Source organism: Undibacterium sp. (assembly GCF_030683615.1).
Taxonomy (GTDB): Bacteria; Pseudomonadota; Gammaproteobacteria; order Burkholderiales; family Burkholderiaceae_D; genus Undibacterium; species Undibacterium umbellatum.
In genome coordinates this window covers 40,541-67,296 of record NZ_JAUXQE010000033.1, presented here as the reverse complement: position 1 = coordinate 67,296, position 26,756 = coordinate 40,541, and the positions used below count along the sequence as shown (strand labels likewise).

Annotated in this window: 25 protein-coding genes; 10 read left to right on the top strand and 15 right to left on the bottom strand. The window is 47.9% G+C overall.

Features of this window, described 5'->3' with window-relative positions:
* Positions 1–12: 12 nt before the first annotated feature.
* Genes fliI through fliF form a run of 4 tightly spaced genes read right to left on the bottom strand, consistent with a single transcriptional unit; the run spans position 13 to position 4,759 of the window.
* Positions 13–1,407 carry a flagellar protein export ATPase FliI gene (fliI, locus tag Q8K39_RS16665; RefSeq protein WP_268978065.1) on the bottom strand — a complete coding sequence of 465 codons (1,395 nt, stop codon included), beginning with the start codon at positions 1,405–1,407 and terminating at the stop codon, positions 13–15.
* Entirely contained in the window at positions 1,407–2,087 is a 681-nt protein-coding gene (locus Q8K39_RS16660; protein ID WP_305261927.1) for a flagellar assembly protein FliH, read from the bottom strand. The genes fliI and Q8K39_RS16660 overlap by 1 nt, the downstream gene beginning before the upstream one ends.
* Entirely contained in the window at positions 2,080–3,075 is a 996-nt protein-coding gene (gene fliG, locus Q8K39_RS16655; RefSeq protein ID WP_186954664.1) for a flagellar motor switch protein FliG, read from the bottom strand. The genes Q8K39_RS16660 and fliG overlap by 8 nt, the downstream gene beginning before the upstream one ends.
* Positions 3,068–4,759 (bottom strand): flagellar basal-body MS-ring/collar protein FliF, encoded by a 1,692-nt coding sequence (gene fliF, locus Q8K39_RS16650; RefSeq protein ID WP_186954665.1) that lies wholly within the window; start codon positions 4,757–4,759, stop codon positions 3,068–3,070. Before fliF ends, fliG begins: the two co-directional genes overlap by 8 nt.
* Positions 4,760–4,959: 200 nt before the next feature.
* Between fliF and fliE the strand changes: the two genes are divergently transcribed.
* Positions 4,960–5,310, top strand: a complete 351-nt coding sequence (fliE, locus tag Q8K39_RS16645; protein ID WP_186954666.1) for a flagellar hook-basal body complex protein FliE — start codon at positions 4,960–4,962, stop codon at positions 5,308–5,310.
* A gap of 92 nt (positions 5,311–5,402) precedes the next feature.
* Here fliE and Q8K39_RS16640 read toward each other — a convergent pair whose 3' ends face one another.
* The 8 genes from Q8K39_RS16640 to Q8K39_RS16605 form a co-directional block, all read right to left on the bottom strand.
* Positions 5,403–6,164, bottom strand: coding sequence for a flagellar brake protein (locus Q8K39_RS16640; protein ID WP_186954667.1), 762 nt, complete (start codon positions 6,162–6,164; stop codon positions 5,403–5,405).
* 38 nt (positions 6,165–6,202) lie between these two features.
* The gene (locus Q8K39_RS16635; protein ID WP_186954668.1) at positions 6,203–6,514 is read right to left on the bottom strand and encodes an EscU/YscU/HrcU family type III secretion system export apparatus switch protein; all 312 of its coding nucleotides are present in this window, start codon (positions 6,512–6,514) and stop codon (positions 6,203–6,205) included.
* Positions 6,501–7,847, bottom strand: coding sequence for a flagellar hook-length control protein FliK (locus Q8K39_RS16630; protein ID WP_305261922.1), 1,347 nt, complete (start codon positions 7,845–7,847; stop codon positions 6,501–6,503). Before Q8K39_RS16630 ends, Q8K39_RS16635 begins: the two co-directional genes overlap by 14 nt.
* Positions 7,848–7,852: 5 nt before the next feature.
* On the bottom strand, positions 7,853–8,188 hold the full coding sequence (locus tag Q8K39_RS16625) for a flagellar protein FliT (protein WP_186954670.1): 336 nt from the start codon (positions 8,186–8,188) through the stop codon (positions 7,853–7,855).
* A gap of 6 nt (positions 8,189–8,194) precedes the next feature.
* Positions 8,195–8,665 (bottom strand): flagellar export chaperone FliS, encoded by a 471-nt coding sequence (gene fliS / locus Q8K39_RS16620; protein WP_305261920.1) that lies wholly within the window; start codon positions 8,663–8,665, stop codon positions 8,195–8,197.
* A gap of 46 nt (positions 8,666–8,711) precedes the next feature.
* Positions 8,712–10,724 carry a flagellar filament capping protein FliD gene (gene fliD, locus Q8K39_RS16615; protein WP_305261918.1) on the bottom strand — a complete coding sequence of 671 codons (2,013 nt, stop codon included), beginning with the start codon at positions 10,722–10,724 and terminating at the stop codon, positions 8,712–8,714.
* 107 nt (positions 10,725–10,831) lie between these two features.
* Entirely contained in the window at positions 10,832–11,209 is a 378-nt protein-coding gene (locus Q8K39_RS16610; RefSeq protein WP_305261916.1) for a flagellar protein FlaG, read from the bottom strand.
* A gap of 88 nt (positions 11,210–11,297) precedes the next feature.
* A complete protein-coding gene (locus Q8K39_RS16605) occupies positions 11,298–13,118 on the bottom strand; it encodes a flagellin (RefSeq protein ID WP_186954673.1) in 1,821 nt (606 codons plus the stop codon).
* A 337-nt stretch (positions 13,119–13,455) separates the two neighbouring features.
* Between Q8K39_RS16605 and Q8K39_RS16600 the strand changes: the two genes are divergently transcribed.
* The 4 genes from Q8K39_RS16600 to Q8K39_RS16585 all read left to right on the top strand — a co-directional run bounded on the left by Q8K39_RS16600 (position 13,456) and on the right by Q8K39_RS16585 (position 18,964).
* Positions 13,456–16,029 (top strand): tetratricopeptide repeat protein, encoded by a 2,574-nt coding sequence (locus Q8K39_RS16600; protein ID WP_370868629.1) that lies wholly within the window; start codon positions 13,456–13,458, stop codon positions 16,027–16,029.
* 41 nt (positions 16,030–16,070) lie between these two features.
* Positions 16,071–17,189, top strand: coding sequence for a DegT/DnrJ/EryC1/StrS aminotransferase family protein (locus Q8K39_RS16595; protein ID WP_305261913.1), 1,119 nt, complete (start codon positions 16,071–16,073; stop codon positions 17,187–17,189).
* A gap of 115 nt (positions 17,190–17,304) precedes the next feature.
* Positions 17,305–17,988: a WbqC family protein gene (locus Q8K39_RS16590; RefSeq protein ID WP_305261911.1), complete on the top strand. Its 684-nt coding sequence runs from the start codon at positions 17,305–17,307 to the stop codon at positions 17,986–17,988.
* 13 nt (positions 17,989–18,001) lie between these two features.
* Positions 18,002–18,964: a hypothetical protein gene (locus tag Q8K39_RS16585; RefSeq protein ID WP_305261909.1), complete on the top strand. Its 963-nt coding sequence runs from the start codon at positions 18,002–18,004 to the stop codon at positions 18,962–18,964.
* Here the strand turns inward: Q8K39_RS16585 and Q8K39_RS16580 are convergent.
* Genes Q8K39_RS16580 through Q8K39_RS16570 form a run of 3 tightly spaced genes read right to left on the bottom strand, consistent with a single transcriptional unit; the run spans position 18,953 to position 21,745 of the window.
* Positions 18,953–20,062: an FkbM family methyltransferase gene (locus Q8K39_RS16580; protein ID WP_305261908.1), complete on the bottom strand. Its 1,110-nt coding sequence runs from the start codon at positions 20,060–20,062 to the stop codon at positions 18,953–18,955. The two genes, Q8K39_RS16585 and Q8K39_RS16580, sit on opposite strands and share 12 nt — an antisense overlap.
* Complete coding sequence (locus Q8K39_RS16575; protein ID WP_305261906.1) at positions 20,059–21,015, bottom strand: hypothetical protein; 957 nt, start codon at positions 21,013–21,015, stop codon at positions 20,059–20,061. The genes Q8K39_RS16580 and Q8K39_RS16575 overlap by 4 nt, the downstream gene beginning before the upstream one ends.
* A gap of 4 nt (positions 21,016–21,019) precedes the next feature.
* Positions 21,020–21,745, bottom strand: coding sequence for a transferase (locus tag Q8K39_RS16570; protein ID WP_305261904.1), 726 nt, complete (start codon positions 21,743–21,745; stop codon positions 21,020–21,022).
* A 285-nt stretch (positions 21,746–22,030) separates the two neighbouring features.
* Between Q8K39_RS16570 and Q8K39_RS16565 the strand changes: the two genes are divergently transcribed.
* The 5 genes from Q8K39_RS16565 to Q8K39_RS16545 are packed head-to-tail and all read left to right on the top strand — an operon-like array spanning position 22,031 to position 26,727.
* Positions 22,031–23,047 carry a class I SAM-dependent methyltransferase gene (locus Q8K39_RS16565; RefSeq protein ID WP_305261902.1) on the top strand — a complete coding sequence of 339 codons (1,017 nt, stop codon included), beginning with the start codon at positions 22,031–22,033 and terminating at the stop codon, positions 23,045–23,047.
* 13 nt (positions 23,048–23,060) lie between these two features.
* The gene (locus Q8K39_RS16560) at positions 23,061–24,146 is read left to right on the top strand and encodes a class I SAM-dependent methyltransferase (RefSeq protein WP_305261900.1); all 1,086 of its coding nucleotides are present in this window, start codon (positions 23,061–23,063) and stop codon (positions 24,144–24,146) included.
* Positions 24,147–24,154: 8 nt separating this feature from the next.
* Complete coding sequence (locus Q8K39_RS16555; protein ID WP_305261898.1) at positions 24,155–24,418, top strand: acyl carrier protein; 264 nt, start codon at positions 24,155–24,157, stop codon at positions 24,416–24,418.
* A complete protein-coding gene (locus tag Q8K39_RS16550) occupies positions 24,415–25,167 on the top strand; it encodes an SDR family NAD(P)-dependent oxidoreductase (protein ID WP_305261896.1) in 753 nt (250 codons plus the stop codon). The genes Q8K39_RS16555 and Q8K39_RS16550 overlap by 4 nt, the downstream gene beginning before the upstream one ends.
* 18 nt (positions 25,168–25,185) lie before the next feature.
* Positions 25,186–26,727 (top strand): AMP-binding protein, encoded by a 1,542-nt coding sequence (locus Q8K39_RS16545; RefSeq protein ID WP_305261894.1) that lies wholly within the window; start codon positions 25,186–25,188, stop codon positions 26,725–26,727.
* Positions 26,728–26,756 lie beyond the last annotated feature (29 nt).

Sequence of the window (26,756 nt, the reverse complement as noted above, 5' to 3'; positions counted from 1 at the left end):
TGATCAGGTTTTCTATCCGTTGAATAGAGCCTGAAGTTGCCCCAAGCTTTCAGGAATGCTGCATTTTTCAGTGATGTCTTGTTGTAAAAATGAAACTATTCTTCCATTCAGGCGGATTGCTTCATCCAGTAATGGATCGGAACCGGGAGAATATGCACCAACGCTAATCAAATCGCGACTGCGTTCGTAACGAGAATACAATTGTTTCAGTTTTCTAGCCAGGGCCTGGTGTTCTGGCGTGGTGATGCTATGCATGGCGCGGCTGATCGACTGTTCTATGTCAATGGCAGGGTAGTGACCACTTTCTGCCAAAGCTCTGTTCAGAACGATATGGCCATCGAGAATGGCCCTGGCAGCATCTGCGATTGGATCTTGCTGATCATCACCCTCAGTCAGGACAGTATAAAATGCAGTAATTGAACCACCACCAGATTTACCATTACCAGCTCTTTCCACTAATATAGGCAGCTTGGCAAACACAGATGGTGGGTAACCTTTGGTGGCAGGCGGCTCGCCAATGGCCAGGGCAATTTCCCTTTGCGCCATGGCATAACGCGTCAGCGAATCCATGATCAGTAATACGCTACGGCCCTGATCCCTGAAGTATTCTGCAATGGTGGTCGCATAGGCCGCTCCTTGCAAGCGCATCAGGGGTGGGGCATCAGCAGGGGCAGCAACCACGACAGAACGGGCCAGGCCTTCAGTGCCGAGAATTTGCTCAATAAATTCTTTAACTTCACGCCCCCGCTCACCAATCAGGCCAACCACAATAATGTCTGCAGCGGTATAGCGCGCCATCATGCCCAGTAAGACACTTTTGCCTACGCCTGAACCGGCGAACAGACCCAGGCGCTGGCCCTTGCCTACGCTCAGCATGCTGTTGATGGCACGGACACCCACATCCAGAGTCTCAACGATGGGGGCGCGTTCCAGCGGGTTATAAATACGCGCACCTAAAGGGGCTGACTCATGGGTGCCCAGCGGGCCAAGAGTATCGAGTGGGCGACCATTGCCGTCCAGAACACGTCCCAATAGCTCATAGCCTACTGGCAAATGACGGCTTCTGTCACTGGGGCGACGGCGTGGGTGATTGGCGATTTCATGGGCTTCTGGTTCGGCCGGGAAAACCGGCGCTCCTGGTGTGACACCATCCAGATCACTGTGTGGCATCAGGAATAGTCTGTCGCCATCGAAGCCAACTACTTCGGCGTCTATTTTCGCGCCGCTTTGCAAATGGATGGTGCAGGCACTGCCTACTGGCAAGCGTAAGCCTACAGCTTCCATGACCAGGCCAGTGACACGGGTCACTCTGCCGGACATGGATGTGGTTTGCACATGGGAAATCTGCTCTCGGCTCAGCTTGAGTTTGGATTTCCAGTCGTCGATGAAGGTGTCCTGCATGAGCATCAATCTGCAGTCTTGTTACTGATTTGCATGCTATCCAGTAGCTTTTTCCAGCGTGTTGAGTAACTGGCATCGACCAGATTATGCTGGGTTTCAAGCTTGCAACCACCGCGTTCTATTTGGGTATCAGGCACAATACGCCAGCCATCAGCACTCAGTGTTTCACCTAATTGATTTTTTACCATCGCCACATCTTCCGGGTTCAGCATGATTTGCGCAGGCTGCTGCACATTTGCCAATTGAGCGATTGCATCTTCAACGATAGGTAGTATCGCGCTTGGGTCAGTATCGAGCTTTGCTTTCAGCATGGCTTGTGCAATGTCCAGCGCCAGATGCATAAGTTCATTGCCCATTTGTTGTGATGCAGTATGCAATTGTTCGGAAAATGCGACAGCTATTTGTTGTAATGATTGTATTTCTACCTGTACCTTTTCCATGGTTTCTGCATAAGCAGTTTCTTGTCCATCTTTCAGACCACGTTCATAGGCCTCTTTGTAGCCAGCTGCAAATCCTTCCTGCTTTGCAGCTTCGCGAACAATTTCTGTTTCCTTGTGCTGCTGGGCCGCCACTTGGGCGCTTGCGGCCCTGATTTCTTCGACCTGGGCGGGACGACTGTCACCAAATGAAGCCATTTCCCAGCGTTGGAAAGCAGTCATGTCGCCACCACGCATGGCATTAGACATATGCGTCCTCGCCTTTGGCACCTAACATAATCTGGCCTTCATCTGCCAGGCGTCTGACGATGAGCAGTATTTGTTTTTGCTGTGCTTCCACTTCGGACAAGCGTACCGGCCCCTTGGAATCCAGGTCTTCGCGCATCATTTCAGCAGCGCGCTGCGACATATTTTTGAAGATTTTTTCGCGCATGTCCTGATTTGCGCCCTTGAGTGCGACGATCAGGGAATCAGACTGCACTTCCCTCAGCAATAACTGTATGCCTTTGTCATCGATTTCCAGAATGTTATCGAAGACAAACATCTCATCCATGATTTTTTCCGCCATGTCGCCATCATATTTACGCAGATTATCCATCACGGAGGCTTCGTTTTCTCCGCTCATAAAGTTCAGGATTTCTGCCGCTGCGCGTACACCGCCTATGGATTTTTTCTTCAGGCTTTCATTGCCTGTCAGCAGTTTGGTCAACACATCATTCAGTTCGCGCAAGGCAGTAGGCTGGATACCGTCCAGTGTGGCAATCCGCAGGACGATGTCATTGCGCAGGCGCTCTGTAAATTGATTCAGAATTTCACAGGCCTGATCACTTTCCAGATGGACCAATATGGTGGCAATAATTTGCGGATGTTCATTCTTAATCAGTTCAGCAACTGAAGGGGAATCCATCCATTTCAGGCTTTCTATACCGCTGGCATCCTTGCCGCCAAGGATGCGATTTAACAACGAGGCTGCCTTGTCATCGCCCAGGGCTTTGGTCAGTACGTTGCGTATATATTCATCAGAATCCAGGCCAACCGACGAGCTCAAATCAGCTGCAGACTTGAATTCCTCCAGCACTTTAGCGATGGATTCATGAGGGATGGCTCCGATCGCTGCCATAGCAGCACCGATTTTTTGCACTTCGCGCGGGCCAAGATACTTCATGACCTCTGCAGCGCCGTCTTCACCCAGTGCCAACATCAGGGTGGCGGCTTTTTGGACTCCATCATCACTCATTGCTGACCCATGCCTTTACTACGTTAGCCACAATACGTGGATCGTCTTTTGCCAATTGTTTTGCCATTTCCAAATTCGTTTCATAGCTTGAACCGTGACGGGTGTTTTGTAGTTCTGCTTCTCTCGACAGATTCACAATGGCAGCATCTTCCTCCTCTTTCTCTACTTCCTCTTGCTCTCGTTTTTCAGCTTCCAGTGCTTCCAGAGTTTCTTTGTCTTTCCCCATTATTTTAAGTAACATGGGTTTGAGGAATCCAAAAAACAAGTAAGCCAGGACGATAGCAACGCCTATATATTTGGCGACTTCCTTCGCCATTTGCAAGACATCCGGCTGTTTCCAAAGCGGTAAGTCCACTATAGGCTCTTTTTCAGGGCTGGCAAAGGGACTATTGACGACATTCAATGTATCACCCCTGTCCTTGTTGAAACCCATGGCTTCCCGGGTCAAATCGGTAATCTGGGTTTTTTCTATGTCTGTCAAAGGGCGGGTCGTGGTTTTGCCATTTTTATCAGTTTCGGTTCTGTAATTGATGACAACAGCGACAGAAAGACGCTTGACGCCGCCCATGGGTTGTTGAGTGTAGCGAATGGTCTTGTCGACTTCAAAGTTCATAGTCGAATCTTTTTGCATCAGGCCTGCGTTAGAAGCGGCGCTTTGCGTATTGGCTGCACCGCTGGCGACGATGGGCGCAGTGGCAGGCACAGGGGGTTGATTGCTCAAAGCCCCAGGTATGCCTGATGGATTGGTTCCCTTATTATAGGACTCACTGGTTTGCTGGCTGCGGATGGCTGAAGCCTCAGGTGGTGAATTTGGCTTGTAGCTTTCTGCCGCCTGCTCTGTACGGGAAAAATCGATATCTGCAGTTGCCTCGGCGCGGACATTTGCAGCACCAACAATAGGTGAAATAATCGATTCTATGCGCTTGATAATGCTTTGTTGATATTCTTGCACATACTTGAGCTGTGAAGGATCAAGCGTGTTGTTTGCCATTTGCTTACTGGGATCAGAAAGCAAATTACCATTCTGATCAATAATGGCCACATTTTTTGCTGACAACTCCGGCACACTGCTGGCTACCAGGTGAATAATGGCGCTGACCTGTTGTTGATCCAGTATGCGGCTGGGATAGAGGTTCAACAAGACCGAGGCGGTTGGTTTTTGCTGGTCACGGATGAAAACTTGTGACTTTGGGATGGCCAGATGCACGCGTGCGGTCTGCACCGCCGATACGGCCTGAATCGAGCGTGCCAGCTCACCTTCCAGTGCGCGCTGGAAGTTGACTTGTTCCAAAAACTGGGAAATGCCCAGTTTTTGATTTTCCATGAGTTCGAATCCAACATTGCCGCCCTTGGGCAAGCCCTGGGCCGCCAGTTTCAGACGCACATCATGAACCTGATTGGCAGGAACCAAAATGGCACTGCCGCCATCAGAATATTTGTAAGGGATGTTTAATTGTTGTAATGAGGCAACAATGGCGCCACCATCCCTGTCATTGAAGTTGGAAAACAAGACTTTGTAGTCAGGAGTCTGGCTCCACAGCCACACGCCAACCATGATGGCAATCGTGATGGCAGCACCTACTGACAACATGATGTTGCGGGTGACCGGGGTTTGTGGCAAGCCAAATAGGCCCGGAAGGGCTGGTCCAGGTGGGGCAATTGCTATATTTTCTGCGGTTGCCATAATTCACCTTGTACGATTAATGTGTCTGTGGATTGCATTCTTGCTATTCCAGATATGGTTTTTTCCTTGTAGCGATTGTCCACTTAAATACCAAAATCAAACTTGGGAAAAACGATGTTTTTACTGCTCTTTTCGAAGTTCCGGTTTGCCTTGCGACTGTTAATGTAGCAATTGTGAAAGTCCATATTAGAGGTGATCAGATGAAAATGGGAGGCATAGACGCCAGTCGCATCGAAGCCATGGTTGCGCAGTTAAAGGCGACAGCGGCCAAAATGGAGGCGAGTGCTGGCCTGGGTGTGAGCCAGACAGAAAATCCAGCGCCTGGCAAGCTGGACTTTTCGGAAGCTTTGAAGGCTTCTCTGGATAGTGTGAATCAGGCGCAAGCAAAATCACAGCAACTAGGGCAGAAATTTGCCATGGGGGATGATAAGGTTAGCTTATCTGATGTCATGATTTCCATGCAAAAATCCAGTATCGCATTCCAGACGACAGTGCAGGTGAGGAACAAGCTGGTGTCGGCCTATCACGACATCATGAATATGCAGATTTGATTCATTGGGGCGAGCGGAGGAAAGCTTTGGTTCGGTAAAACCAATGGTATGAAACGAAAGCCCGATTGCTTGAAGATCGGGCTTTTGTGTTTTCAGCGTATGCCAGTCAGCTTGGCATTGCGCTCTCGTTCCAGCTTCATGATGTAGCGCTGTATGCTGGCTAGTACACTATTTGACATGTTGATGAATTGGCAGCCAAGGCGGCGATTCGACTTGCCGTTCAACAAAACCAGGTCTTGAGAGTTCCTGACCTGTAAAACAACATCTACCAGACCTATGGTGGGCAATTCAAGTTTGCAATGCTCATAGATGACCCCCATAGTGCTGTCGAGCACTTTTTTTTCATCCAGAATGGCAATTCCTCCGCAACTGATGTCAACCAGGGCCAGTTTCAAGGTTTCTTGCCTGTCATCTAGTTGTACAGGAATCATTGCCCGTATGGGATTTGATAGTGGTGTATTGATACGATAATATTCGCGTCTTTGCAGACGTATCATATTCGCTGGTATTGCGAACTGCAGAGCAGGGCGATCTTCAAAGGCGATACGTTCCAGATTTGATGAGGAAAACTGTATGCTGATTCTATCCAGCAGCCCCTCAAATGACACCCTCGGTGCGTCAATAATGCGTTGATTGGCCAGTTGACCCGGTGCACTATCGATAATCACCATATTACTGCTGTCATCGACGTCAAGTATGGACGTGATAAAGACTTCTGACCCGCTATTGATCAACATGCTGATCAATTGCTTGCTTTCTTTGAGGCCGCGCAATAATCCTATGATTTCCCTGCGGGAATCAACTTGAAAAGGGCTCTGATTTTCCGTACCCAGACTCGGAGGTGTGGATGGCATATTTTTATAATCACATTCAAAAATTGGGGCTGTTCAACTTATTCGTGCCCTGAAGTCTCCGACATTGTTTCAGACTTTTCCGTATCAATATGGTAAAGCCAAGCGAGTAGTTCTGCAACTGCCCGATACAAGGCAGGAGGAATATCACGGTCAAGATCGACTTTCATCAGCAATGAAACCAATTCTTTGGACTGATGTACATGTACCCCGTGTTCTTTGGCTCTGGCAATGATTTCCTCGGCAATCAGGCCCTTACCTTTGGCAACAACTTTTGGCGCAGCATCCCCTGTCTGGTAGGCCAATGCAACAGCATTTTGTGCAGGTTTAAAGGGCGGCTCAGCTGCGCTCATTTTTATTTACCACAAAAGACATGAGTGGCGCGCCGGCAATCTGCATGGCAGTAGCCAGTTCGCCAGCATGGTTCTTCAAGGCAGATACGGTATTACTTTGCTCAGCCCGCAGGGATAGGCCCAGAACATTCGATTGCAGATTGATAATGGCTGTAACTGGTCCTAAATTGGGCAGGTCAAAACGAACCACCGATTGCCAATTTGTAGCATCCTCCATTTCTTGTGGATTGTGCTTGCTCTGGCTTTCTTTTTTTATTTCCCATTCGATTTTTTGTCCCGGGAAAAGCTCCCCTTGCCATCGTACAATGTTTTGCTCCAGAACATTTAATTGCTGATGAATTATTTGTCCCATTTCCTTGTTGATGGTGGTGAGCGTAGTACTTTGATTGCCTGGGACGCTGTCTGTCTGACTTCTGGCTCCAATATGTGACTGTGGCTCAGCTTTGATATCAGCGATGGGACGCTTGCCTTGTGCCCATTCTGCAACATGCGATTCATAAAACAGGCCGCTGGTGCTGATTTGCTGTTGTAGTTTGACAGCGGTTGTTGCGGTATCTTTTAATTCGACAGGTGTAGCCATGATTGGAGTCGGGCTGGCAATGTTGGCTTTGTCAGCCTGGGCTGGTGCTGTTTGCAGAATTTGTGTGATGAGCTTGCCTGTACTGCTTAAGGAAGTGGGAGTGCTACTCAGGCGATCTGGTAAGGTGTCGGCAGCATTGGTATTGGCGAGATTATTTTTTGCAGTGATTTCTGTTGGCCGGGCAGTGGCAATTTGCTGTGATCCAAGTTTCCCTGGGCTCAGGCCTGTTTCATCGGCGTTTTGCTGGCCAACGTCTTGCGTTGACAAATTGACGATGCTTGAGGCATTGGTTTGCTTGTTGCCTTCCGCCAGGATTTTGGCCGAACCTGGTATTGGCTGCGTAGCGGTGGCGACTTCCTCAGATGCCGGGCCAAGATATGTGCTTAAATTTGGGGGCTGACGCCTGTCTGTGCCAGCCGCATAATTTTGCGGGAGAGGGGCAGGGAAGTGAGCGTCTCCATCATGCTCCAGCAGGAATGTGGGGCGGGGTTCAGTGGAAATCAGGCGCAAAGGAATCTGGTCGCCTGTTTTGCTACCTTCTGGCAACATCATTTTGGCAGTGATTCCTGCCACCCTGACGGTGAAGCTGCCGTCCATTAATTTGGATAGAATCTCACCCTTAAGTAATTGCCCGGTGACAAGCTGGGCAAGTTTTGGTGTTATGTCCTGCTTGGTTCCACTAACAGGAATTGCAGCGGCTGGTGCCTCGATATTGGCAACTGGTTTGGGCAAAATATCGAGTCGGGTAGCCATAAAAATCAGGCCGTATTACCTGCACCATAAGCATTGGATAATTTTCTACTGGTACTGGAGTTTTTCATCAAATCAGATAGCTCTGCCATCCAGGGTTCGGTGATGTCGCGAATTTCCTTGTCATCTGCCAGGATTTTTTTGATGATGCGTACTTTCTTGTCCCGCATCTCAGCAGGCAGGTCGAAAGGGATTTCACTCTCACGTATGATTTGTACGCGACTGGAGCAATCATTCTCCAGTTGTTCCAATAATTCCCAGTTGCCTGAACGTGCGGCTTCCAGCATGTTGCTCGTTATGTTGGCAACATTTTCGTACAATGAGATTAATTCGAGACTATTCATCTTGATTCAAGCCTCAACAAAGTTGGCAGGACGAGGGGATAATGGGTCAATACTAAGTTTTGGGGCTTCATTGACGACTTCTTTTGTAGGGGAGATGGCTTCCCAGGAGGTCTTTAAATCACGCAATAAATTCTGTACTTCAGTGAGCATGACTACACTGTTTTCCAGATTGGCTTGCAATAGCCTGGCAGTCATGTACTCATACAGCGAGTCAAGGCTGACAGCGATTTCGCCGCCTGCTTTTTTATCCAGGCTGGCACGCAAGCCATTTTCTATAATGGCAATGGCCTTGGAGATTGCTTGTCCTTTAGATGCTACTTCACCTGTGCCCAAGTGATGCACGGCATTTGATATGGCAACAATTGCCCCGTCAAACAGCATGACTATCAATTTGTGTGGACTGGCGGCGACTACGCCAGTCTCAATGCCAACTTTTGCATAGGCATTGGCGCCGCGTGCTTGTGAAGAGCCAAACATAATCTCGTTTCCTTATATTTTCTTGCGTGCATAACAAATGATTGGATTACTTATTACTACCGGTTAATGCTGCCAATTGCTGAGTTAAGAAGGTGCTGGTGTTGTTGAGGCCGCTTACTATCCTGTCGAGGGCAGTAAATTGCGCCCTATAACGTGCTTCTACATCAAATAATCGACTATTCAAAGTAATGCGCTGTTTGCCTATTTCTTTGATGCTGGCGGTTACTCCAGAGGTCGTGCTAGTGATTGTCCCTGAACTGCCTGTGAATCCACTGATCAAACTACTTAACTGGGTGGCATAACCAACTGAAAAATTGACGGTGCCCCGTGCACCAAGTGACCCGCCTGCAATCAATAGTTTGAGACCCTCTGCAGGGCTTCCTGCCGCTCCTGTTAATGATTGGCCGTTGCCTGTTGCCGTGATGCCGTTCAAGGTCCCTGCGACATCCTTGCCAACACTGCCTGTTACTACTGTGCCAGTAAGCGACGCAACACCAGTTCCAGTATTGCTGGCGATGTTAATAGCCGAGGTAGATCCGTATTTGTTTGATTCCAGTGCCAAAACGCCACCAACCACGCTGGCTTTTGCTGTTGCGCCTACGGCGGTAAAGGCGGAAGTGCTATTGATTGATGTTTGAACTAAGGTTGCCAGCTCTGTCGCAGTGTAGCTACCTGCCGCCAGGCTGACATCTGCAACAACTCCATCTAGCGTGACGCTGATCTTGGTATTGGGGTCGATGGTTGTTGACGGTGGTAGCGTCAAATCACCCGTAAGGCTGGATTTGGTGGCGATTTGTGTAATGGCCAGTTCATAACTGCCAGCTTTGGTGGCAGAAGATGAACCAGTAATATTTGCCAGGCTGTCAGTGGCGGAGCCTAGTGAGGCGAACAAACCGCCAACATCACTAAATTTGGTTGCAAGTGCCGTGGATAATTTGGAAGCATCAAGTGAAATGGAACCATCTTTTTGAAAGCTGACACCAATTTGTGACAAAGTCGTCAATCCGCCGCCCAAACCATTTACAGACGACGACAAAGTTTTTCTGATTTGGTTTTGTATGCTTTGCGTGGTTGAGTCACCTAAAAGCAAGCCCCCTTTCTTGGTATTGGGATCATAAGATGTCAGGCTTTTTATGGTCGTATTGAGATCATTGTAGGCTTTAACGAAACTATTTACGCCAGCCGTAATGCCAGTCGTATTTGCGGAAACCGATATAGAGGTTGTGCCAACCTTGGATACGGTCAAAGATACCCCCTGCATGGCACCCAGAACAGTATTGGATGCGCTGGAAATGGCAATGCCATTCACGGTCAGGTTAGCGTTTTGGGCTGTGCTGACTTCAGTAAAGTTTTGTGTCGCGGTTGGATCGTATGCCAGCAGGGATGTTACTGCGGCATCTCCACCTGAAGATGTTATTTTGAGGCTGGATGCTGCCCCAGTCTTACTTGAATTAAGTACCAAATGGTAGGGCGTGGCACTGCCATCACCGACTATGGAGGCAGAAACGCCAACATTTGCTGCATTGATCGCATCACGAATCCCTTGCAAGGAATTGTTTGTGCTATTGATTTTTACAGTGCCAACGGTTTGATTGGCATCTTGCTGGAATGTGGTTCCGGGTGGATATATGCCGCTAACAGCCGTTCCGGTAATGGTGCCGAAAGCGAAGCTGATAGTGGTTTCTGTGCCTGTGCCTATTGCGTCAGTAGAGCTAACCTGTCCCGCACTTGATATACCTTGAGCTTGTGCCAGTTTGCTGATTGCAACACTATAGCTACCAGCAGTTGCTGCACTATTAGCTGTCGCAAAGGCGATAGTGGAATCGCCAGCACTTGCGTTCAGTGATTGAAAAGTTGATGGTGTATTAAGTGATGTCAATGCATTCTGAAATGCACTGACCGCACCGTTAAGAGATCCATAGGCGGATAGTTTGGCCTGGTAGCTCGCTTCTTTTTTTGCGAGCGATGTCAAGGGCTGGCTCTCCACCTGCATTAGCTTGGAGACGATATCGTTCACATTGAGATTTGAACCAATGCCTGTTGATTGAATTCCTGCCACGTGATTCCCCTTTTGTTAGTGGTACTTTACTTTATTAACGGCAAGGGTAAATCAGACTTTAGAAGGGAATTTACCTGCTTGTTTTCAATATAGACATAAATTTAATCTTATGCGGTCTGTTTTATCAGGAGACCCTGCAATTTATCCAGCGACTTGGCAATTTCTAGCGCTTCTTCGGTAGGAATTTGCCTGATAACCTGCTTGGTTTGCTGATCAACGATCTTGACCACCACTTCTTTGGCGTCGTTATCTACGCTGAATTCCAGGTTTTGAGAGCTCACTTGAACAGATTTATTAATTTCGGCAACAGCCTTATTAATTTCATCCGCAGAGGCGGCTTTGGGGCTTTGACTGGTGGCTCTGACCGGATTGGCAGTCTGCAGCGGCGCGGCGCTTTGCGCGATCTGAGGAGCGGTCGTCGCGGTGCTCAACCGATCTGAAACAGGTGCTCCTGACGATGAACTGGTAATCGATAGGACGTCCATGATGTTTCCTTAAAGTAAAATTCCCCTGATCATAAAATTGACCAGGGGACCACTCATTTTCAATGAAAAACTAAACTTATTTCATTGATTAGCCACGCAGCAGAGCCAAGACGCCTTGTGGTAACGCGTTCGCCTGAGCCAAGATTGCTGTACCAGCTTGTTGCAATACTTGACCACGTGTCAATGTTGCTGTTTCTTGAGCAAAGTCAGCATCACGGATACGGCTACGGGAAGCTGTCAAGTTCTCAGAAGTTGTATTCAAGCTGCTAACTGCTGAGGAGAAACGGTTTTGGTAAGCACCCAAAGAAGCACGTGAACTATTGACAGAAGCCAAGGCTGCATCGATAGTAGTCAGAGCCGCTGTGGCACCAGCCGCTGTAGTCAGGTCTAGTGATGAAACACCTGCACCAACCGTTGCAGTTGCTGAAGTGGCGCCAGCAGTCAAGCCGGCTGCTGTTGCACCTGCACCAGCAACTGTCGTTGTTGTAGCTGCCAAGCCAGTATTTGCCAGTGTTGCTGTACCTTTTACAGTAAAGGTGTAGCCAGCATTTTGCGAACTTGTCAATGTCAGTACGCCAGCAGCGTTAGATGCAGTAATGCCGGTTTCTCTAGTTTTTTGGTTAATTGCATCGCGAATGGCATCGCCTTGCAATGTTGCTGTAGCACCACCAGTAATTGCGCCAATGTCCACACCATTGATCTGAATGTCGCCAGCAGAGATATTGGAGTTAGTACCTGTGATGGTCGTACCAGTTGTTGCTGCACCTGTTCCGCCGTTCGCCAACACGATACCGGCAGAGCTGGTAGATGTCAGTTTGACAGTACCTGCTGTAGTTGTAGTTGCAGCAGCTGTGCCGATTGCTGTTGCAGCACCAGTAGTTGCACTACCCAGGCCAGTAACAGTTGCTGCCAAGCCAGTGGATGCATTGGTTTTGGAAACAGTAATGTTTCTGCCGTCAGCTGCTGTCAGAGCAACTGCACCTGTAGTAGTGTCAAATGCTGCAGTTACGCCAGTTTGTGAGGATTTTGCATTGATTGCGGCTGTAACTTGAGCACCACGTTCCGCAGCAGTGCCTGCAGCAGCAAGTGCCCCGATATCAACGCCGTTGATCAGAACATCGCCAGCAACGATGGCAGTAGCAAAACCAGTTGCAGCAGTGCCGCTGGTCGTTGTTGCCTGAGCTGTTGCTGTTACGCCAGTGGTACCGTTTGAAGCGTTGATTGCGGCAGCTTTGGCAATCGCACTACCTTTGCTATCAGCATAAGATACGCCGTCGCCGCTGGTTGCACCAATGTTGAAACCGTTGATCACCAGATCACCAGACTGGAAGCCGCCTACACCATTCACACCACCAGAGATATTGGTGGCATAGCTTGAGCTGGCACCAACACCCAGGCTGGATGATTTAGCACTGGCGATGGAAGAAATGGCAATTTGGTCATTTGATGTTGCATTTGCACCAACTTGGAAAGTTTGTGCTGTGAAGCTACCGTCCAGCAGATTCACGCCGTTAAAGTTGGAAGAGCTGGCAACACGGTTGATCTCAGAGATCAGTTGTGAAGCTTCGTTGTTCAGCGCAGCGCGGTCGCTGGCGCTATTGGACGCGTTAGCCGATTGAACCGCCAGATCACGGATACGTTGCAAGTTGGAGCCAATTTGTGTCAAATCGCCCTCAGCGGTTTGCGCAAGAGAGATACCGTCATTCGCATTACGAACAGCTTGATTCAAGCCGCCGATTTGTGAAGACAGACGTTCGGAAATCGCCAGGCCAGCCGCATCGTCTTTAGCACTATTAATGCGCAGACCAGAAGACAGACGTTGCAAGGAAGTGTTCAGGGACGACTGAGATGTAGTCAGATTGCGCTGAGCATTCAAAGACGAGATATTGGTATTAATAAATGAAGCCATGTTAGTTCTCCTTACCCAAGTTATGTAAATATGGCCGGTGGCCTTAAACTTTGGTCTGTGCTACCAATAATATTGGACCGCCGTTGCAATCAGGTATCGGACGCTTATTTCAAAAGTTTAATGGGTTGCTCAAAGTAAATATTTTATTTTGAGGGTAAAGTTGCTCTCAATACTCCGTTAAACGGCAGCATTTCAAAATACTTGAGACCATATATACGTTTATTTTCGGCTTTGACTTAACATTTTTTTGCTATTGTCGATGGTGAAAATTACTCTTTTTTATCTACATTAGAAATAATGGGGTGCAGTATTCGACCCGTTTTATTAAGGTTTTACTATGAGTCAATCCGCATTCCCCGCCGAGACGAATGAAAAAAATGCACAAATGACAGCGAAGGAGGCATTTGAGCAAGCCATACAGCAATTGTTGCATTTAGCGCAAGCAGCAACGGCAGCCGGAGATGTGCCTCATGCAATAGCGAACTACAAATTAATTTTGGACAATGCGCCAGAGCGGCCAGATGCAAATTTTGGGCTGGGGAAATTACTGGCTGTATCAGATTCTCCTGATACAGCGCTCATTTATCTGGAAACCGCAATCCAAGGGGCGCCACAGTGCGAAGAATACTGGGAGGCCTATATAGCAGTGCTGAATTTATTTGGCGATACAGAAATAGTACGTCAGGCCATGGAGTTGCGCGCAACGGTCTTTCATTCTGCCGTACCTGCACAAAAAGAACAGGAAGCGCTTGCCCTTGTTGAGCTTGCTCCTCCTGCGAAAGAAAGCACACAAGCCAAAACCTCTGCTGCGGCTACCGCTGCAGAAATGAGCAAACTGTCTTCATTATATGATAGGGGCAATTTTCAGGATGTAGAGCGTCTTGCACGCAAGCTGATACAGAAAAATGCTCCCAATGGCATTGTCTGGCGATTTTTGGGATTGGCTTTATTGAACTCGTCTCGCTTCGACGATGCTGAGCAAGCCATGTTGAAATCGCTGGAGCTATTGCCGGATGATGCCGTGGCGCACTTTAATTTTGCACTGGTGTCCGGCAAGAATAACAAGTTAACCATAGCCGAAGCCCATTACAGGAAGGCTCTGGAAATCGATGACAAGATGCTGGCTGCTTATAATAATTTGGCTAACCTGTTGCGGGTAGCGGGAAAGTTGATTGAGTCAGAAAGCTTTGTGCGCAAGTTGTTGGTACTTGCCCCCGATTTTGCCTTTGCCCACATTAATCTGGTCGGGATATTGCGGCAAAGAAAAATGCTTCCCCAGGCCCTGGAACTGGCGAAGCAGGCTGTGTCAAGATTTCCTGCCATGGCGGAGGCGCATCATGCTCTTGGTTCTGTCTTGTCGTTGATGGGTCAGGATGATCAAGCTTTGCCTTATTTGTTGCGCGCCATAGAGTTAAATCCCAAATTAGCCGACGCCTATAATAATGTAGGCAGTATTTACCTGGATAAAAAAGATTTTGTAGTTGCCAGGCCGTATTTTGAAAAAGCGCTAGAGAACGATCCCAAATTAAGTAATGCCCATCGCTGTCTTGGGCAAATCAGCATCTCGCTGGATTCTGAAATTGACATGGCAGAGCAACATTTTCGTCGCGCCATTCAGTATGGAAAGAACGAGAGCGAGGCTAATACTTGTCTGCTATTTTGTTTAAGTGAAACTGGCAAGCTAAACCCGCAGGAGTTATTTCAGGAGCATTTAAATTACAGTGCGAGATTTGAGTCTCCCTTGATACCAGGTTGGCCCAAGCATGCCAATGTGAAACAAAAAGACCGTGTGTTGAGAGTCGGCTTTGTATCTGGAGATTTTCATAATCACGCGGTGGCCACTTTTGCTATTCCCGTTCTTGACTATTTGTCCCGCTTTGCTACGTTGGACTTATATGCTTACGATAACAATGATGTCGAGGATGAAGTAAGCAAAGAGTTACGTACTTATTTCAAGCATTGGCGAAAAATACACAAAAGTGATGATGAGAACGTCGTTGGGCAAATTCTGGGCGACCAGATAGACATTCTGTGCGACCTGTCCGGACATACCGCAAAAAACAGGCTGATGGTGTTTGCGCATAAGCCAGCCCCCATTCAATTTAGCTGGATTGGCTATCCGGGAACGACCGGCTTGCAGGCCATGGATTACTACATAGGTGACCAGTTCTACCTGCCACCTGGTCAATTCGATCATTTGTTTACTGAAAAAATTGCCAATTTGCCTTGCGCAGCACCGTTCTTGCCCAGCCCCTTGGCACCAGAAGTACAAGCACTGCCAGCAATGAGCAAGGGCTATATCAGCTTTGGCAGCTTTAATCGCTTGAGTAAAATCAATACCCAGACCCTGGACGCGTGGTCTCAACTGCTTTCAGTGGTGGAGAATTCAAGAATTCTGATCGGGGCTATGCCCACCGGATTTGATACGTCCGCTCTCATTTCAGCCTTTGCAGCAAATGGAATATCTTTTGAACGCATTAGTTTTTATGGACGGACCAGTGTTGAGGAATATCTGAATCTCTACAACAAAATAGATATTTGCCTGGATTCATTCCCATTCAATGGCGGAACCACGACGCATCATGGCCTGTGGATGGGGGTGCCGACTTTATCTATAGATGGAAATTTGTTAGCATCCAGAAGTGCTGCAGCGATTTTAGGACAGGTCGGTATGCAGGGTTTCCTGGCTAAGGATGTAGACGATTTTGTGGTGAGAGGTAAATACTGGTGTGATAATCTGGACAAGCTATCTGAAGTCAGAATGTCGCTGAGATCAGTTTGTCAGGATTCCATTAAATGCAAGCCAGAATTAATTGCCACTGCCTTACATCAGGCGATGCGCAAGATGTGGGCTAATTGGTGTGATGGTGAGAGGCCCGAAGCTTTCTCAATAAACAAGTCCAATCTTTAATGAATTAAAGCAGTTCTGGCGCACCCTTCCTGGAAAAGAATATGAAAAAAACGGACGGTAGTTCATCTATTTATGTCACGCAGCCAGTGCTGCCAGCTTTGGAAGAGTTCATGCCCTATCTGGAAAAGATCTGGGCAAATAAAATTCTGACGAATAGTGGCCCATTTCATCATGAGCTGGAACAGGCGCTTTGCGATTATCTAGGGGTAAAGCATCTCTGCTTGTTTGCCAATGCCACCATCGCCTTGATTACGGCGCTGCAATCCCTGCGTATCAATGGCGAGGTAATTACCACACCATATTCTTTTGTCGCAACTGCGCATTCGCTTTTATGGAATGGCATCAAACCGGTATTTGTTGACATTGATCCTGTCACTTTCAATCTGGATGCAGAAAAAATCGAAGCGGCTATCACACCGCAAACATCGGCCATCATGCCTGTCCATTGTTATGGCCGGCCTTGCGATGTTGACCGCATACAAAAAATTGCCGACAACTATGGACTAAAGCTGATTTACGACGCTGCCCATGCCTTTGGTGTGCAATATCATGGCAACAGCCTGCTCAATTTTGGCGATTTGTCGATACTGAGTTTTCATGCAACCAAGGTCTTCAATACCTTTGAGGGGGGCGCAATTGTCTGCCCTGATGCCAAAACCAAGCAGCACATCGATCATCTCAAGAACTTTGGATTTGTTGACGAAGTCACCGTAGTAGCACCGGGTATCAATGGAAAAATGAGCGAATTCAATGCTGCACTGGGTTTGCTGCAACTGAAAGGGATCGATGCGGTGCTGGATGCGCGCCAAAAAATCGCCGCACAGTATCGCTCCAGACTGGGAAATGTCACCGGTATCACTTGTGTGAAAGATATTGCAGACAGCAAGCCCAATCACTCTTATTTTCCTATTCTTGTGGAAGCTGACTATGGCATGTCGCGAGATGCCTTGTTCCAGAAACTGCGTGAGCATGAGATCTATGCACGCCGCTATTTCTATCCACTGATTAGTGACTTCCCCATGTACCGCGGCCTGGCTTCAGCTTCACATCAAAATTTGCCAGTTGCCCGGGACATCGCCAGCAAGGTCATTTGTTTACCGATTTATCCAGGATTGAGCGAAACAGAAGTGGACAGGATTGCTGATCTGGTTTCGCATTGATACTGGACTGGTGTGCTGAAGAGATGTTGAAAAATAAATGTTAGCGACAAATGCAATGAGCTTAAATAATAGACCACACGTGGTGCCTGAATCAGCTCAAAAAAAAGTTGCGATCATGCAGCCATATTTTTTTCCTTACATCGCTTACTTTCAATTGATCTCGGCGGTCGATATATTTGTTATTTACGACAATATCAAGTATACAAAAAAAGGCTGGATTAACAGGAATCGTATTTTGCAGGACGGTAGCGATAAACTGATTTCTTTGCCGCTGAAAACCGCATCGGATTATCTGGACGTTGTCGAGCGGGAGTTGGCAGATGGTTTTGATGCAAAAAAACTGCTCAATCAAATCAGGGCAGCTTATTTGCATGCGCCTTACTTTACGCAGGTTTTCCCCTTGATGGAAGTGATATTGCACTACCATGAGCATAATCTGTTCAGGTTCTTACATCACTCTATTGTGAAAATTTGTAGCTACCTGAATATATCGACAAAAATATTACCGTCCTCCAAACTGAATATTGATCATGAATTGAAAAGTCAGGAAAAAGTTCTGGCGATATGCCAGAGCGTAGGCGCTACGCATTATGTGAACGCGATCGGCGGCCAGGAATTGTATTCCAAAGCGGATTTTTTATCACGCAATATTGCTTTGCATTTCATTCAGTCAGAGTTGCGCGTATATCAACAATTTGGGGCAGAGTTCGTACCCTGGCTGTCTATCATTGATCTGATGATGTTCAATTCGGTCGATGAAATCAGCGATGATTTGAAAAATGGCTACACCTTGCTATGAAAGCGCTAATTGCATGATGAAATGGGAAAAGTTGGGGCAAATATTTGACCCCACTGAGCATCAGCTACCCAATAATTGTCAGTCTTTTGCACAAGCACCGCAAGTGCTATTGTTTGGGGATTTTGCCCGTATTTATTTTTCTACACGTAGACTCGATGAAAACAATGGCAAATATCTGAGCCATGTCGCTTACGTAGATATGGCGTTGAATTTCAAGGATGTCCTTGCTGTTTCCACCCATGAAGTGATTTCACTGGGAAAGCCGGGCTGTTTTGACGAACACGGTATTTTCCCTTTGAATGTTATGCGCCATGCAGGCCAGATCTATGGCTATATAGGTGGCGTCAACCGGCGTAGTTCGGTACCGGTAGATAGTGCCATAGGCATAGCTCTCAGTTATGATGAGGGGAAGACCTTCCAGCGGCTGGGTGATGGCCCGGTTTTGTCAGCTTCTTTGCACGAACCCTGTCTGATTGCTGACCCCTTTGTGCAAGTGTATGGTGGACATTTTCATATGTGGTATATCTTCGGCAAAGGCTGGCAGCATTTTGATGCGCAAGCCGAACACGACAGGGTGTACAAGATTGGTCATGCAATTTCTGCAGATGGCATAGACTGGAAAAAAAATGACGGGCGAGAGATCATCGCATCCAGATTAGGTCCAGATGAATGCCAGGCACTGCCAACTGTCATAGAAATAGCTGGCGTTTACCATATGTTTTTTTGTTATCGTGAAGCCAGTGATTTTCGTCATAATCGCGAACGCTCTTATCGCATTGGTCATGCCAGTTCTACAGATTTGCAGAACTGGCAGCGTGACGATAATGAACTGAGCCTGGGTTTATCTGATGCTGGCTGGGATTCGGGCATGACTTGCTATCCGCACGTGTTTGCCTGCCAGGGCCAGATTTACTTGCTCTATAACGGCAATGAATTTGGCCGCCATGGCTTCGGATTAGCCAGATTACTGATGTAGATCAAAAATCCCATACAGGATCAGCATCATGGACATGTAATTGCGCTGCCGCAGGTATAGTTTCATGTCTGGCGCAATCTCCTTGAGCAAGATGGGCAGGCGGTAAAAGTCTTCTTTCTTGTGTAGCCGGACGACGATATTTGGCCTGTACTTGTAAATACTCAGGCGTGCGCCGCTCAGTGCATTATATTCAGCGCCATTAATGTCAAGTTTGATAAGGCTGACCCCGCTGCCCAATTGCTGCAAAATCGCATCTATCTTGTCCACCTGGATTTTGCTAGCTCCAGTCTCACTGATTTCATTATCGATGTGCATGGCTTTGGTCGTGAAGCGCAATACGGTTTTCTCATGCCAGGCACCGACTTTAATGGCTGTTACTCTGGGGATATGCAGATCAGCCACGGTTTGTTGTAATTCCAAAAAATTCTTATCGCCCGGTTCCAGCGATATGATTTTGTCATAAGCGCCATGTTTGATCTCGTGAAATTCCTTGATGGTGTCACCAGTAAAACCGCCCACATCAAGAAAACTTTCATGATCGCCAGGTGAAAATTCCGAGCTGGGGAAATAGAGATTATCCAGCCTGACCCAGGGAGCAATATTAGCGAGATTTTCACTGATCTTGGTGTTGATGGCAGCGACATAGGTTTGCCGGGATAATTCATCTTCAAACAAACCATATGCCTCGTCAAAATTATCGCTATTTTGTATGACAAATTGCCTGTCCATGAACGCCTGCGGCATATTCAAATAGTCAGGAATATCAATCACATGGATATCACTGGCACCAAGTCGCCTGAGTTTTTCAAGCATGGGCGGGTAATTGGTAATGCCGACGATAATGTGGCAGTTTCCTAATTGCGCTGTGTAATCCTCGGTACTGACGACGGACAGATCGGCAAATGCCTGCTGCGCCAGATATTCTGCATCTACCATTGCTGCCTGGATTTTGATGTCATTCAATTCAAGAAAGCGCTTCAGTACATAGGCATAGACACCTGCGCCATAGATGATGACGGGCTTGCTACTGGCTTTTAGCTGAGCCAGTAATACTCTTTGCTGATTTGGTTCATCCAGCAATTTCTCAATGATAGTCATGGTTCATCTTCCGAAATCAGTTCTGCAACACCAAAACCTTCCTTGCCGAAGGAATTGCCACAATAGAACATGAAAATGCGGCCATCGATTTCCTTGATGTTCGGGTAGCAAATCATTTGCGCATCCCAGCCGCTGTCCGAGGTGGATATGCCAGCTTGTGCATCTCCTCTTATCCAGGTTTTCAGATCGGTCGAAGAAGCATAGCCCATACGGTAAGCGCCACCCGAAGTGGATGGATGGCGCCAGGCGAAAACGGCATGCCATTTACCATTCAGGAAAAAGGGCGAAAAAATATCCTGGCATTCATCTTCACTCAGGCGTGGAACCACGGGCTGGCCATCATGCTGCCAATTGATACCATCTGAGGATGTTGCCAGTGCTACCTGGTAGACGGGTTCATGCTTTCCTTCAGTAAATAACCATTTTTTGCCACTCAGATACCACATATACCATTCATCCCCAACTTTCAAGACGCTGGGGCCGGTGACAAAATAAGCTTCTTTAAGGCTCAATCCCAGGACGGGACCCTGGCCCAGTTTGCCAAAGCTGGTGCCGCCATCTTTGCTGGTCGCCAAGCCGATAGCCAGGGTGTACGGGACAGAAGACATCCGCGTCCAGCCTGTGTAATAGGCATGAATACTATCACCCGTTTTGATAAAGCTGCTGGGCATGATGCCAAATTCGTCGAATGCGCCAGAGCCGCCCAAAGCTAGTAATGGAGATTCTGCAATCGCTACGACTTTTGACAAGTCACGACGGTCAAGATCGACATAACCGGGATAGGACACATATTTTAGGTCGGAGTCTGGCCTGGGCCGGGATGCGATGAAAACCCGGACGGTGCTTTCATTCAAAATGAAGGCGGTCGGGCATTGTGCATATTCTTGCATCCATGGACGCGGCTGGCTGGCGCAGGGATTGAATATCTGACCCAGTTTTTTCCATTTCAGCATGCCATTAATCCTTTTTTTGCCCGTTTCCCATGGCGGGCAAGGACGTCATCCTGAGGAAAGTAGGGCTGTCGAGCCTGAATTTTTCTGTGCCTGCAGCGATGAATACACTTTTGTCTGCAGTGTTTTTCAGTATCAGGCTTGCTCCACCTAGCAGGTTATCAGCACCAACCGTGATTTCACCACCTAAAGTCGCGTTTAGGCCGACGAAGCAGCGCTCTCCCAGAGTCGTGCTGCCACCTATGGTGACACCGGCGGCAATCCAGCAATCGTCCTTGATGGTGGAGTGATGCCCAATCAGTGAATTGTTCCAGATAAAGACATCATTACCTATGCTGGCACCAGGCTGTATGCCGACACCGTCAAGAATGACGCAATTTTCACCTATATCAAGCCAGTGCCCATGATCTGCTTTGGGGCTGACATAACTGACCAAGTGATATCCACGGGCTTTAGCCTCAGCACATTTCTGCTGACGGCTGGCATTCAGATTTTGATAACCCATCGCAATAATCAGATCTACCGTCTCTGGTGGATATGTTTTTTCCAGGTCTTCAAATGCGATGACAGGCAAGCCTTGATGCGTACCCTTGTCTATGCTTGCCTGATCCAGCCACTGTCTGTCGCAAGCAAATGCCAGAACCTGGAAGCTCTGATCACGTACTATGTGTTGATAGACGACATCAGAAATTTTGCCTAAACCAAAAATCACTATGGGTTTCATGTTTTTCATAAGAGAGCCTGCTGGTCTTCAGGTCGATTTCGAGAGATTTTCTCACTATACTGTATAAGCTTTTTATTATCTTTTGATTGCATAAAAGAATGATTTGAAACTGCGCTATTTTCTGCTCAGGCTGGTCATTTCCCTCAAAATCGTTGTTATAAAACATCTGGATAGGCTTGCAGCGCTTGATTATGAGAAATAAGTGGGTCTTCCCCTTGAATTCGGGGCTAAGAAATTGCTTAAATGCACATACACTGTGGCATAAGCCTATTTAACACTACACTTGGAGCGAATATGCGTTTTGGCGAAGAGAATTTCTATGTTGATCCCATCACACTGGAGCCCCTGGTTTTGTCAAATGAGGTCAAGGATGAGACTGGAATAGTGTCGGGTACACTGAGCAGCGCCTCAGGCAATCGTTTTGATATCGTCAATGGCGTCCCCAATTTTGTCTACCCCTTTGAATTGCCTGTGGCAGATAAAAAAGCCTTGCAGCAATATGAAGACAGGGCAGATGCGTATGACCGTTTCTTGCCTCTGACTTTCAGTACCTATGGTGAAGACGAGCAAGTGGTACGTAATGCCATGGTCGACAAGCTCAATCTCACGCCTGACAGTATCGTGCTGGAAACTGGCGCAGGTACGGGGCGTGATTCTGAGATCATCGCTAAAAGGCTGGGGCCGGATGGCAAATTGTATATCCAGGACCTGTCACCTTCATTTTTGAACAAGAATCTTGAGCGCATGCATGGCGTGGATAGCCATGTCGAACCTGCTCTCGCCAACGGCTACTATCTGCCGTTTGCCGATAACAGCTTTGATGCCTGTTTCCATTTTGGCGGCATCAATGCATTTGGTGATATCAAGCGGGCCTTTTCTGAAATGGCCAGGGTCACCAAACCTGGGGGCAAGGTGGTGGTTGGTGATGAAAGCATGCCGCCCTGGCTGAGAGAAACCGAGTTTGGCAAGATATTGATGAATTCAAATCCTGAATTTGTCTACACACTGCCGCTGGACAAGTTGCCAGTCGAAGCGCGCAAAACCCGCCTGGAATGGATCATAGGCGGGGTATTTTATTTGATCGACTTTGTCGTGGGAGAAGGCGAACCAGGCGCTGACCTTGATTTCGACATCCCCGGTGCACGTGGCGGCACTCACAGAACCCGTCTGTATGGACAACTTGAAGGCGTGAGCGCAGAAGCCAAACGTATGGCTTATGAGGCGCGCGCAAAAACTGGCAAAAGCATGCATCAATGGCTGGACGAAGTAGTGCGCGAAGCAGCCAGGCGCGACCTAGGTCGGAAAGACTGAACGGACCCCGGCCATGGACAATGCTAAACAAGGCGATGTGACTCTGATATTCCCGGCAGTAGACCAGTCGGCACTGGATTATCTGACTGCAGCACAGCACCGTGCAGAAAGCACCTTGTGTGCAGCCTCGGTAAAGAGTGATCTGCTGGCCAGTCATGGCGCTGATGTATTGCATTTGCCCTCAATTTACGCTGTGGACTTTAGCCATCACTTCCTGAATTTGCTGCAAACTTATGCTGTGCGGCGATTGTATAGCCCAGTGTCCAGTGTCTATGACTTCATGCAGCGTTTTATCCATACCCATCAACTGCAAATAGAAATGGTCGGACAATCACCGATACGGCAACAGGTGCAGCAGCACCGACAGTTGATGGTACGAGCCAATCGCTTATTGGAATTTGTCGAATTGTGTGCAGCTGGAAACCAGGCTTTATCTTTAATCGAAGTGGCTGGGGTGTTGCGGCAGGTGAGCTTGATTTATGGCGAATCCAATGACGACAAGCTGGCTGCACTGATGGGGATTGCCTCTACCGTTGTGGACGGCGATGTCATAGAGATAGGTTCCTTGATGGGACGCTCTGCTTTTGTCTTGTCTTACCTGGCAATGAAATACAATATAGGCCCACTCTTGACTGTGGACCCCTGGGGGCGGGAGCAGGCAATACAAACCGACTCGACTACCTCATTCCAGGCACTGGTAGATGACTGGGATTTCAAGGTTTTGAGTGAGGGCTTTTATGTCAATATGGTGCCATTTAACCGGGGCCAGCATGCGCATTTGCAATTGCCATCGGTCACCGCCTTTACAGAATATGCAAACAAGAGAGATTTTTCATCACCATCCAATGCACCAGTCAATTTTTCAGGAAAGATTTCGCTGATACATATAGATGGTAACCATGACTTTGCGCGAGTACAAGAAGATTGCGCGCATTGGCTAACTTTATTAAAGCCTGGTGCGTGGCTGATACTCGATGATTACATCTGGGCACACGGTGATGGCCCGTACCGTATTGGCAACCAGTTATTGGTGGATAGAGCAAAAGACATCGCTTTATCATTCGTCTGTGGCAAGGCCTTATTTGTACAATTTAATTGATGCTTTCCGTGGCATTAAATTTCGCAGCAAAAGTAAAAATAGATATGACGATAGAAAAAATATTCTCTGAAGTTTTCGGTATGCCAGAATCCAGCATTGTCGATACCTTGATATTGACCGAGATAGGGAGTTGGGATTCTCTGGCGCACATGATTTTGATCACTCGCCTTGAGGATACTTACCAGGTCCAGTTTAGCGGTGACCAGATTGCCGACATGAAGTCAGTTGGTGATGCGCGTAAAGCCTTGCTGGCGCAAGGTGCAAATATATGAAGGTTACAGGCACCAATGTACTTGTTACAGGCGGTGGGCGTGGTATAGGCCGGTATCTGGTTGAACAGCTTGATGAGGCAGGTGCCAATGTATTTGTGCTTGAATACGATGAAAACCTATGTGAGGAATTGAATCAGCTTGCTTCTGGCCGTGTTCGCGCCGTGCAGTGTGATGTGGCGAATGCTGATGCCGTTGATATCGCCATACAGACAGTGACAGAAACGGGCTTTGATATTGATGTCCTCATCAATAATGCAGGCATTATTCATAGTGAACCGCTGGTGAATATGCTGTCACGGACCGAGCGTACGCATTCACGCGATAATTGGCGCAAAGTCATGGCGACAGATCTTGATTCTGTATTTTTTGTGACTAGCCGTGTGGTCGACCACATGCTGGCCAAGCGCAAAAAAGGTGTGGTGATTTCCATTAGTTCTATTGCTGCCAATGGCAACGCTGGTCAGTCGGCCTATTCTGCTGCCAAGGCAGGGGTCAATGCGCTGACGCATACCTGGGCCAAGGAATTGGGGCCGTTGGGCCTGCGCTTTATCGCAATTGCTCCTGGATTTATCGATACACCGTCCACCCGTGCAGCATTAAGCGAAACCATGCTGGCGAAATTGCAACAGCAAGTGCCTTTGCGGCGTCTTGGTGGCATGCAAGCTGTTTCTCAAGCAGTCCACTACGCAATAGAAAACGATTACCTGACAGGCAGCATACTTGAAGTAGATGGCGGCCTGGTGCTTTAATTTGTCCTTGCTTGGCATATGACTTATATCTCAAATCTGGCTCTGGCTTTTAATGACATAGCCTGTCGCTTTGCTAACAGGCGAGCACTGTATTATGCGGCCGCTGACGAGGCGATCAGCTATCGCAGTCTGAACGACAAGGCTGAACAACTGGCGCGCGCTCTTCATGCGCAAGGCTTGCGGCAGGGGCAGGTAGTAGCCTTGTTCAATGACAAGTCAGCCGATGCATTTGCCTGCATGCTGGCTTGCTTGCGACTGGGTTTGATTTATACCAATCTTGACCCCGCCAGCCCCTGGGAACGTTTGCGCAAAATCCTGCGCACTTGCGAACCAGCATTGTTGGTCAACAGTTTTTCGGATTTGCCATTCACTGATGCGCAATTTGAGGAAGTCAACGTCCGACACATAAGCCTGGCTGAATTGCAGGTGTCTGCCAGGGATGGTGAACTGCCTGACTGCCGGACAGTGTCGGGCAGCTCACCTGCCTATATCATGTTCACCTCAGGTTCCACCGGCTCGCCCAAAGGCGCTGTGATGTCTCACGCAAATCTATTGTGGTTCATACAGTGGGCGCGGGACAGGTTCAATGTGACTGAGCAGGACGTGCTGACCAATGTGAATCCCAGCTATTTTGATAATTCCGTTTTCGATTTTTATATCGCTTTGTTTTCCGGCGCAACCTTGCTGCCATTCACGGTAAAGCAAGTGCATGACACCCGTGCACTGGTGCGCTTGCTGAATCAGTCGGCTTGTACTATCTGGTTTTCTGTACCATCCATGCTGGTGTATTTATTGACGACGCGTGCTTTGAGCAAAACTGATTTGCCCAATATACGAAAAATCATTTTCGGTGGAGAGGGTTTCCCGAAGCCCAAACTTAAGCAACTGTTTGATCTGTTTGCTGACCGGGCCGAGCTGGAAAATGTGTATGGTCCGACCGAATGTACTTGCATCTGTTCTGCTTATCAGGTCCAGGCTACAGATTTTGATGATATGAACGGTCTTGCCCCTTTGGGTAAGCTGGCTCAAAATTTTGATTACGAGATATTGGCGTTGGATGAACAAAATCCAGACAAAGGCGAATTGTTCTTGCGCGGGCCTCAAGTTGGTCTGGCTTATTACGCTGATGTCCAGCGTAGTGAGCTGGCCTTCGTGCAAAACCCTTTGCATACACGCTATACCGATGTGGGTTACCGTACTGGTGACATCGTCATGCGCGATGCTGAAGGTAATTTGCATTTCCAGGGCAGGGCAGATTTCCAGATCAAGCACATGGGATATCGCATAGAACTCGAAGAGATCGAAGCTGCAATCAATACTCTGGGCGAAGTGACTGAATGTGCAGTGATTTACAAAAAATTTGATAACGGCCTGGGGCAGATCATTGCCTATGCCGCCGTCAATGTAAAGAGCCAGTCAGCGGATCTGCTTGTCAGGGTTGCCGCTATAGTGCCTGCCTATATGGTGCCCAGACATCTGTGCTTTCTGGATAGCTTGCCAAAAAATGCCAATGGCAAAATTGACAGAGTAAAGTTGAGTGAATTTGAAGTCAAAAATTGAGATTCTTGCGTCCTTACGGGGTCTGGAGC

What these genes read in the sequence shown, in the direction of transcription:
- fliS (WP_305261920.1), bottom strand. Translation starts at nt 8,665, where the DNA reads ATGTTTGGCTCTTCACAAGCACGCGGCGCCAATGCCTATGCAAAAGTT.
- Q8K39_RS16600 (WP_370868629.1), top strand. Translation starts at nt 13,456, where the DNA reads ATGAGTCAATCCGCATTCCCCGCCGAGACGAATGAAAAAAATGCACAA.
- Q8K39_RS16565 (WP_305261902.1), top strand. Translation starts at nt 22,031, where the DNA reads ATGCGTTTTGGCGAAGAGAATTTCTATGTTGATCCCATCACACTGGAG.
- fliG (WP_186954664.1), bottom strand. Translation starts at nt 3,075, where the DNA reads ATGAGTGATGATGGAGTCCAAAAAGCCGCCACCCTGATGTTGGCACTG.
- Q8K39_RS16610 (WP_305261916.1), bottom strand. Translation starts at nt 11,209, where the DNA reads ATGGACGTCCTATCGATTACCAGTTCATCGTCAGGAGCACCTGTTTCA.
- Q8K39_RS16575 (WP_305261906.1), bottom strand. Translation starts at nt 21,015, where the DNA reads ATGCTGAAATGGAAAAAACTGGGTCAGATATTCAATCCCTGCGCCAGC.
- Q8K39_RS16635 (WP_186954668.1), bottom strand. Translation starts at nt 6,514, where the DNA reads ATGAGCGCAGCTGAGCCGCCCTTTAAACCTGCACAAAATGCTGTTGCA.
- Q8K39_RS16640 (WP_186954667.1), bottom strand. Translation starts at nt 6,164, where the DNA reads ATGCCATCCACACCTCCGAGTCTGGGTACGGAAAATCAGAGCCCTTTT.
- Q8K39_RS16560 (WP_305261900.1), top strand. Translation starts at nt 23,061, where the DNA reads ATGGACAATGCTAAACAAGGCGATGTGACTCTGATATTCCCGGCAGTA.
- fliI (WP_268978065.1), bottom strand. Translation starts at nt 1,407, where the DNA reads ATGCTCATGCAGGACACCTTCATCGACGACTGGAAATCCAAACTCAAG.
- Q8K39_RS16595 (WP_305261913.1), top strand. Translation starts at nt 16,071, where the DNA reads ATGAAAAAAACGGACGGTAGTTCATCTATTTATGTCACGCAGCCAGTG.
- Q8K39_RS16545 (WP_305261894.1), top strand. Translation starts at nt 25,186, where the DNA reads ATGACTTATATCTCAAATCTGGCTCTGGCTTTTAATGACATAGCCTGT.
- Q8K39_RS16630 (WP_305261922.1), bottom strand. Translation starts at nt 7,847, where the DNA reads ATGGCTACCCGACTCGATATTTTGCCCAAACCAGTTGCCAATATCGAG.
- Q8K39_RS16550 (WP_305261896.1), top strand. Translation starts at nt 24,415, where the DNA reads ATGAAGGTTACAGGCACCAATGTACTTGTTACAGGCGGTGGGCGTGGT.
- Q8K39_RS16605 (WP_186954673.1), bottom strand. Translation starts at nt 13,118, where the DNA reads ATGGCTTCATTTATTAATACCAATATCTCGTCTTTGAATGCTCAGCGC.
- Q8K39_RS16625 (WP_186954670.1), bottom strand. Translation starts at nt 8,188, where the DNA reads ATGAATAGTCTCGAATTAATCTCATTGTACGAAAATGTTGCCAACATA.
- Q8K39_RS16660 (WP_305261927.1), bottom strand. Translation starts at nt 2,087, where the DNA reads ATGTCTAATGCCATGCGTGGTGGCGACATGACTGCTTTCCAACGCTGG.
- Q8K39_RS16580 (WP_305261908.1), bottom strand. Translation starts at nt 20,062, where the DNA reads ATGACTATCATTGAGAAATTGCTGGATGAACCAAATCAGCAAAGAGTA.
- Q8K39_RS16585 (WP_305261909.1), top strand. Translation starts at nt 18,002, where the DNA reads ATGATGAAATGGGAAAAGTTGGGGCAAATATTTGACCCCACTGAGCAT.
- Q8K39_RS16570 (WP_305261904.1), bottom strand. Translation starts at nt 21,745, where the DNA reads ATGAAAAACATGAAACCCATAGTGATTTTTGGTTTAGGCAAAATTTCT.
- fliF (WP_186954665.1), bottom strand. Translation starts at nt 4,759, where the DNA reads ATGGCAACCGCAGAAAATATAGCAATTGCCCCACCTGGACCAGCCCTT.
- fliE (WP_186954666.1), top strand. Translation starts at nt 4,960, where the DNA reads ATGAAAATGGGAGGCATAGACGCCAGTCGCATCGAAGCCATGGTTGCG.
- Q8K39_RS16590 (WP_305261911.1), top strand. Translation starts at nt 17,305, where the DNA reads ATGCAGCCATATTTTTTTCCTTACATCGCTTACTTTCAATTGATCTCG.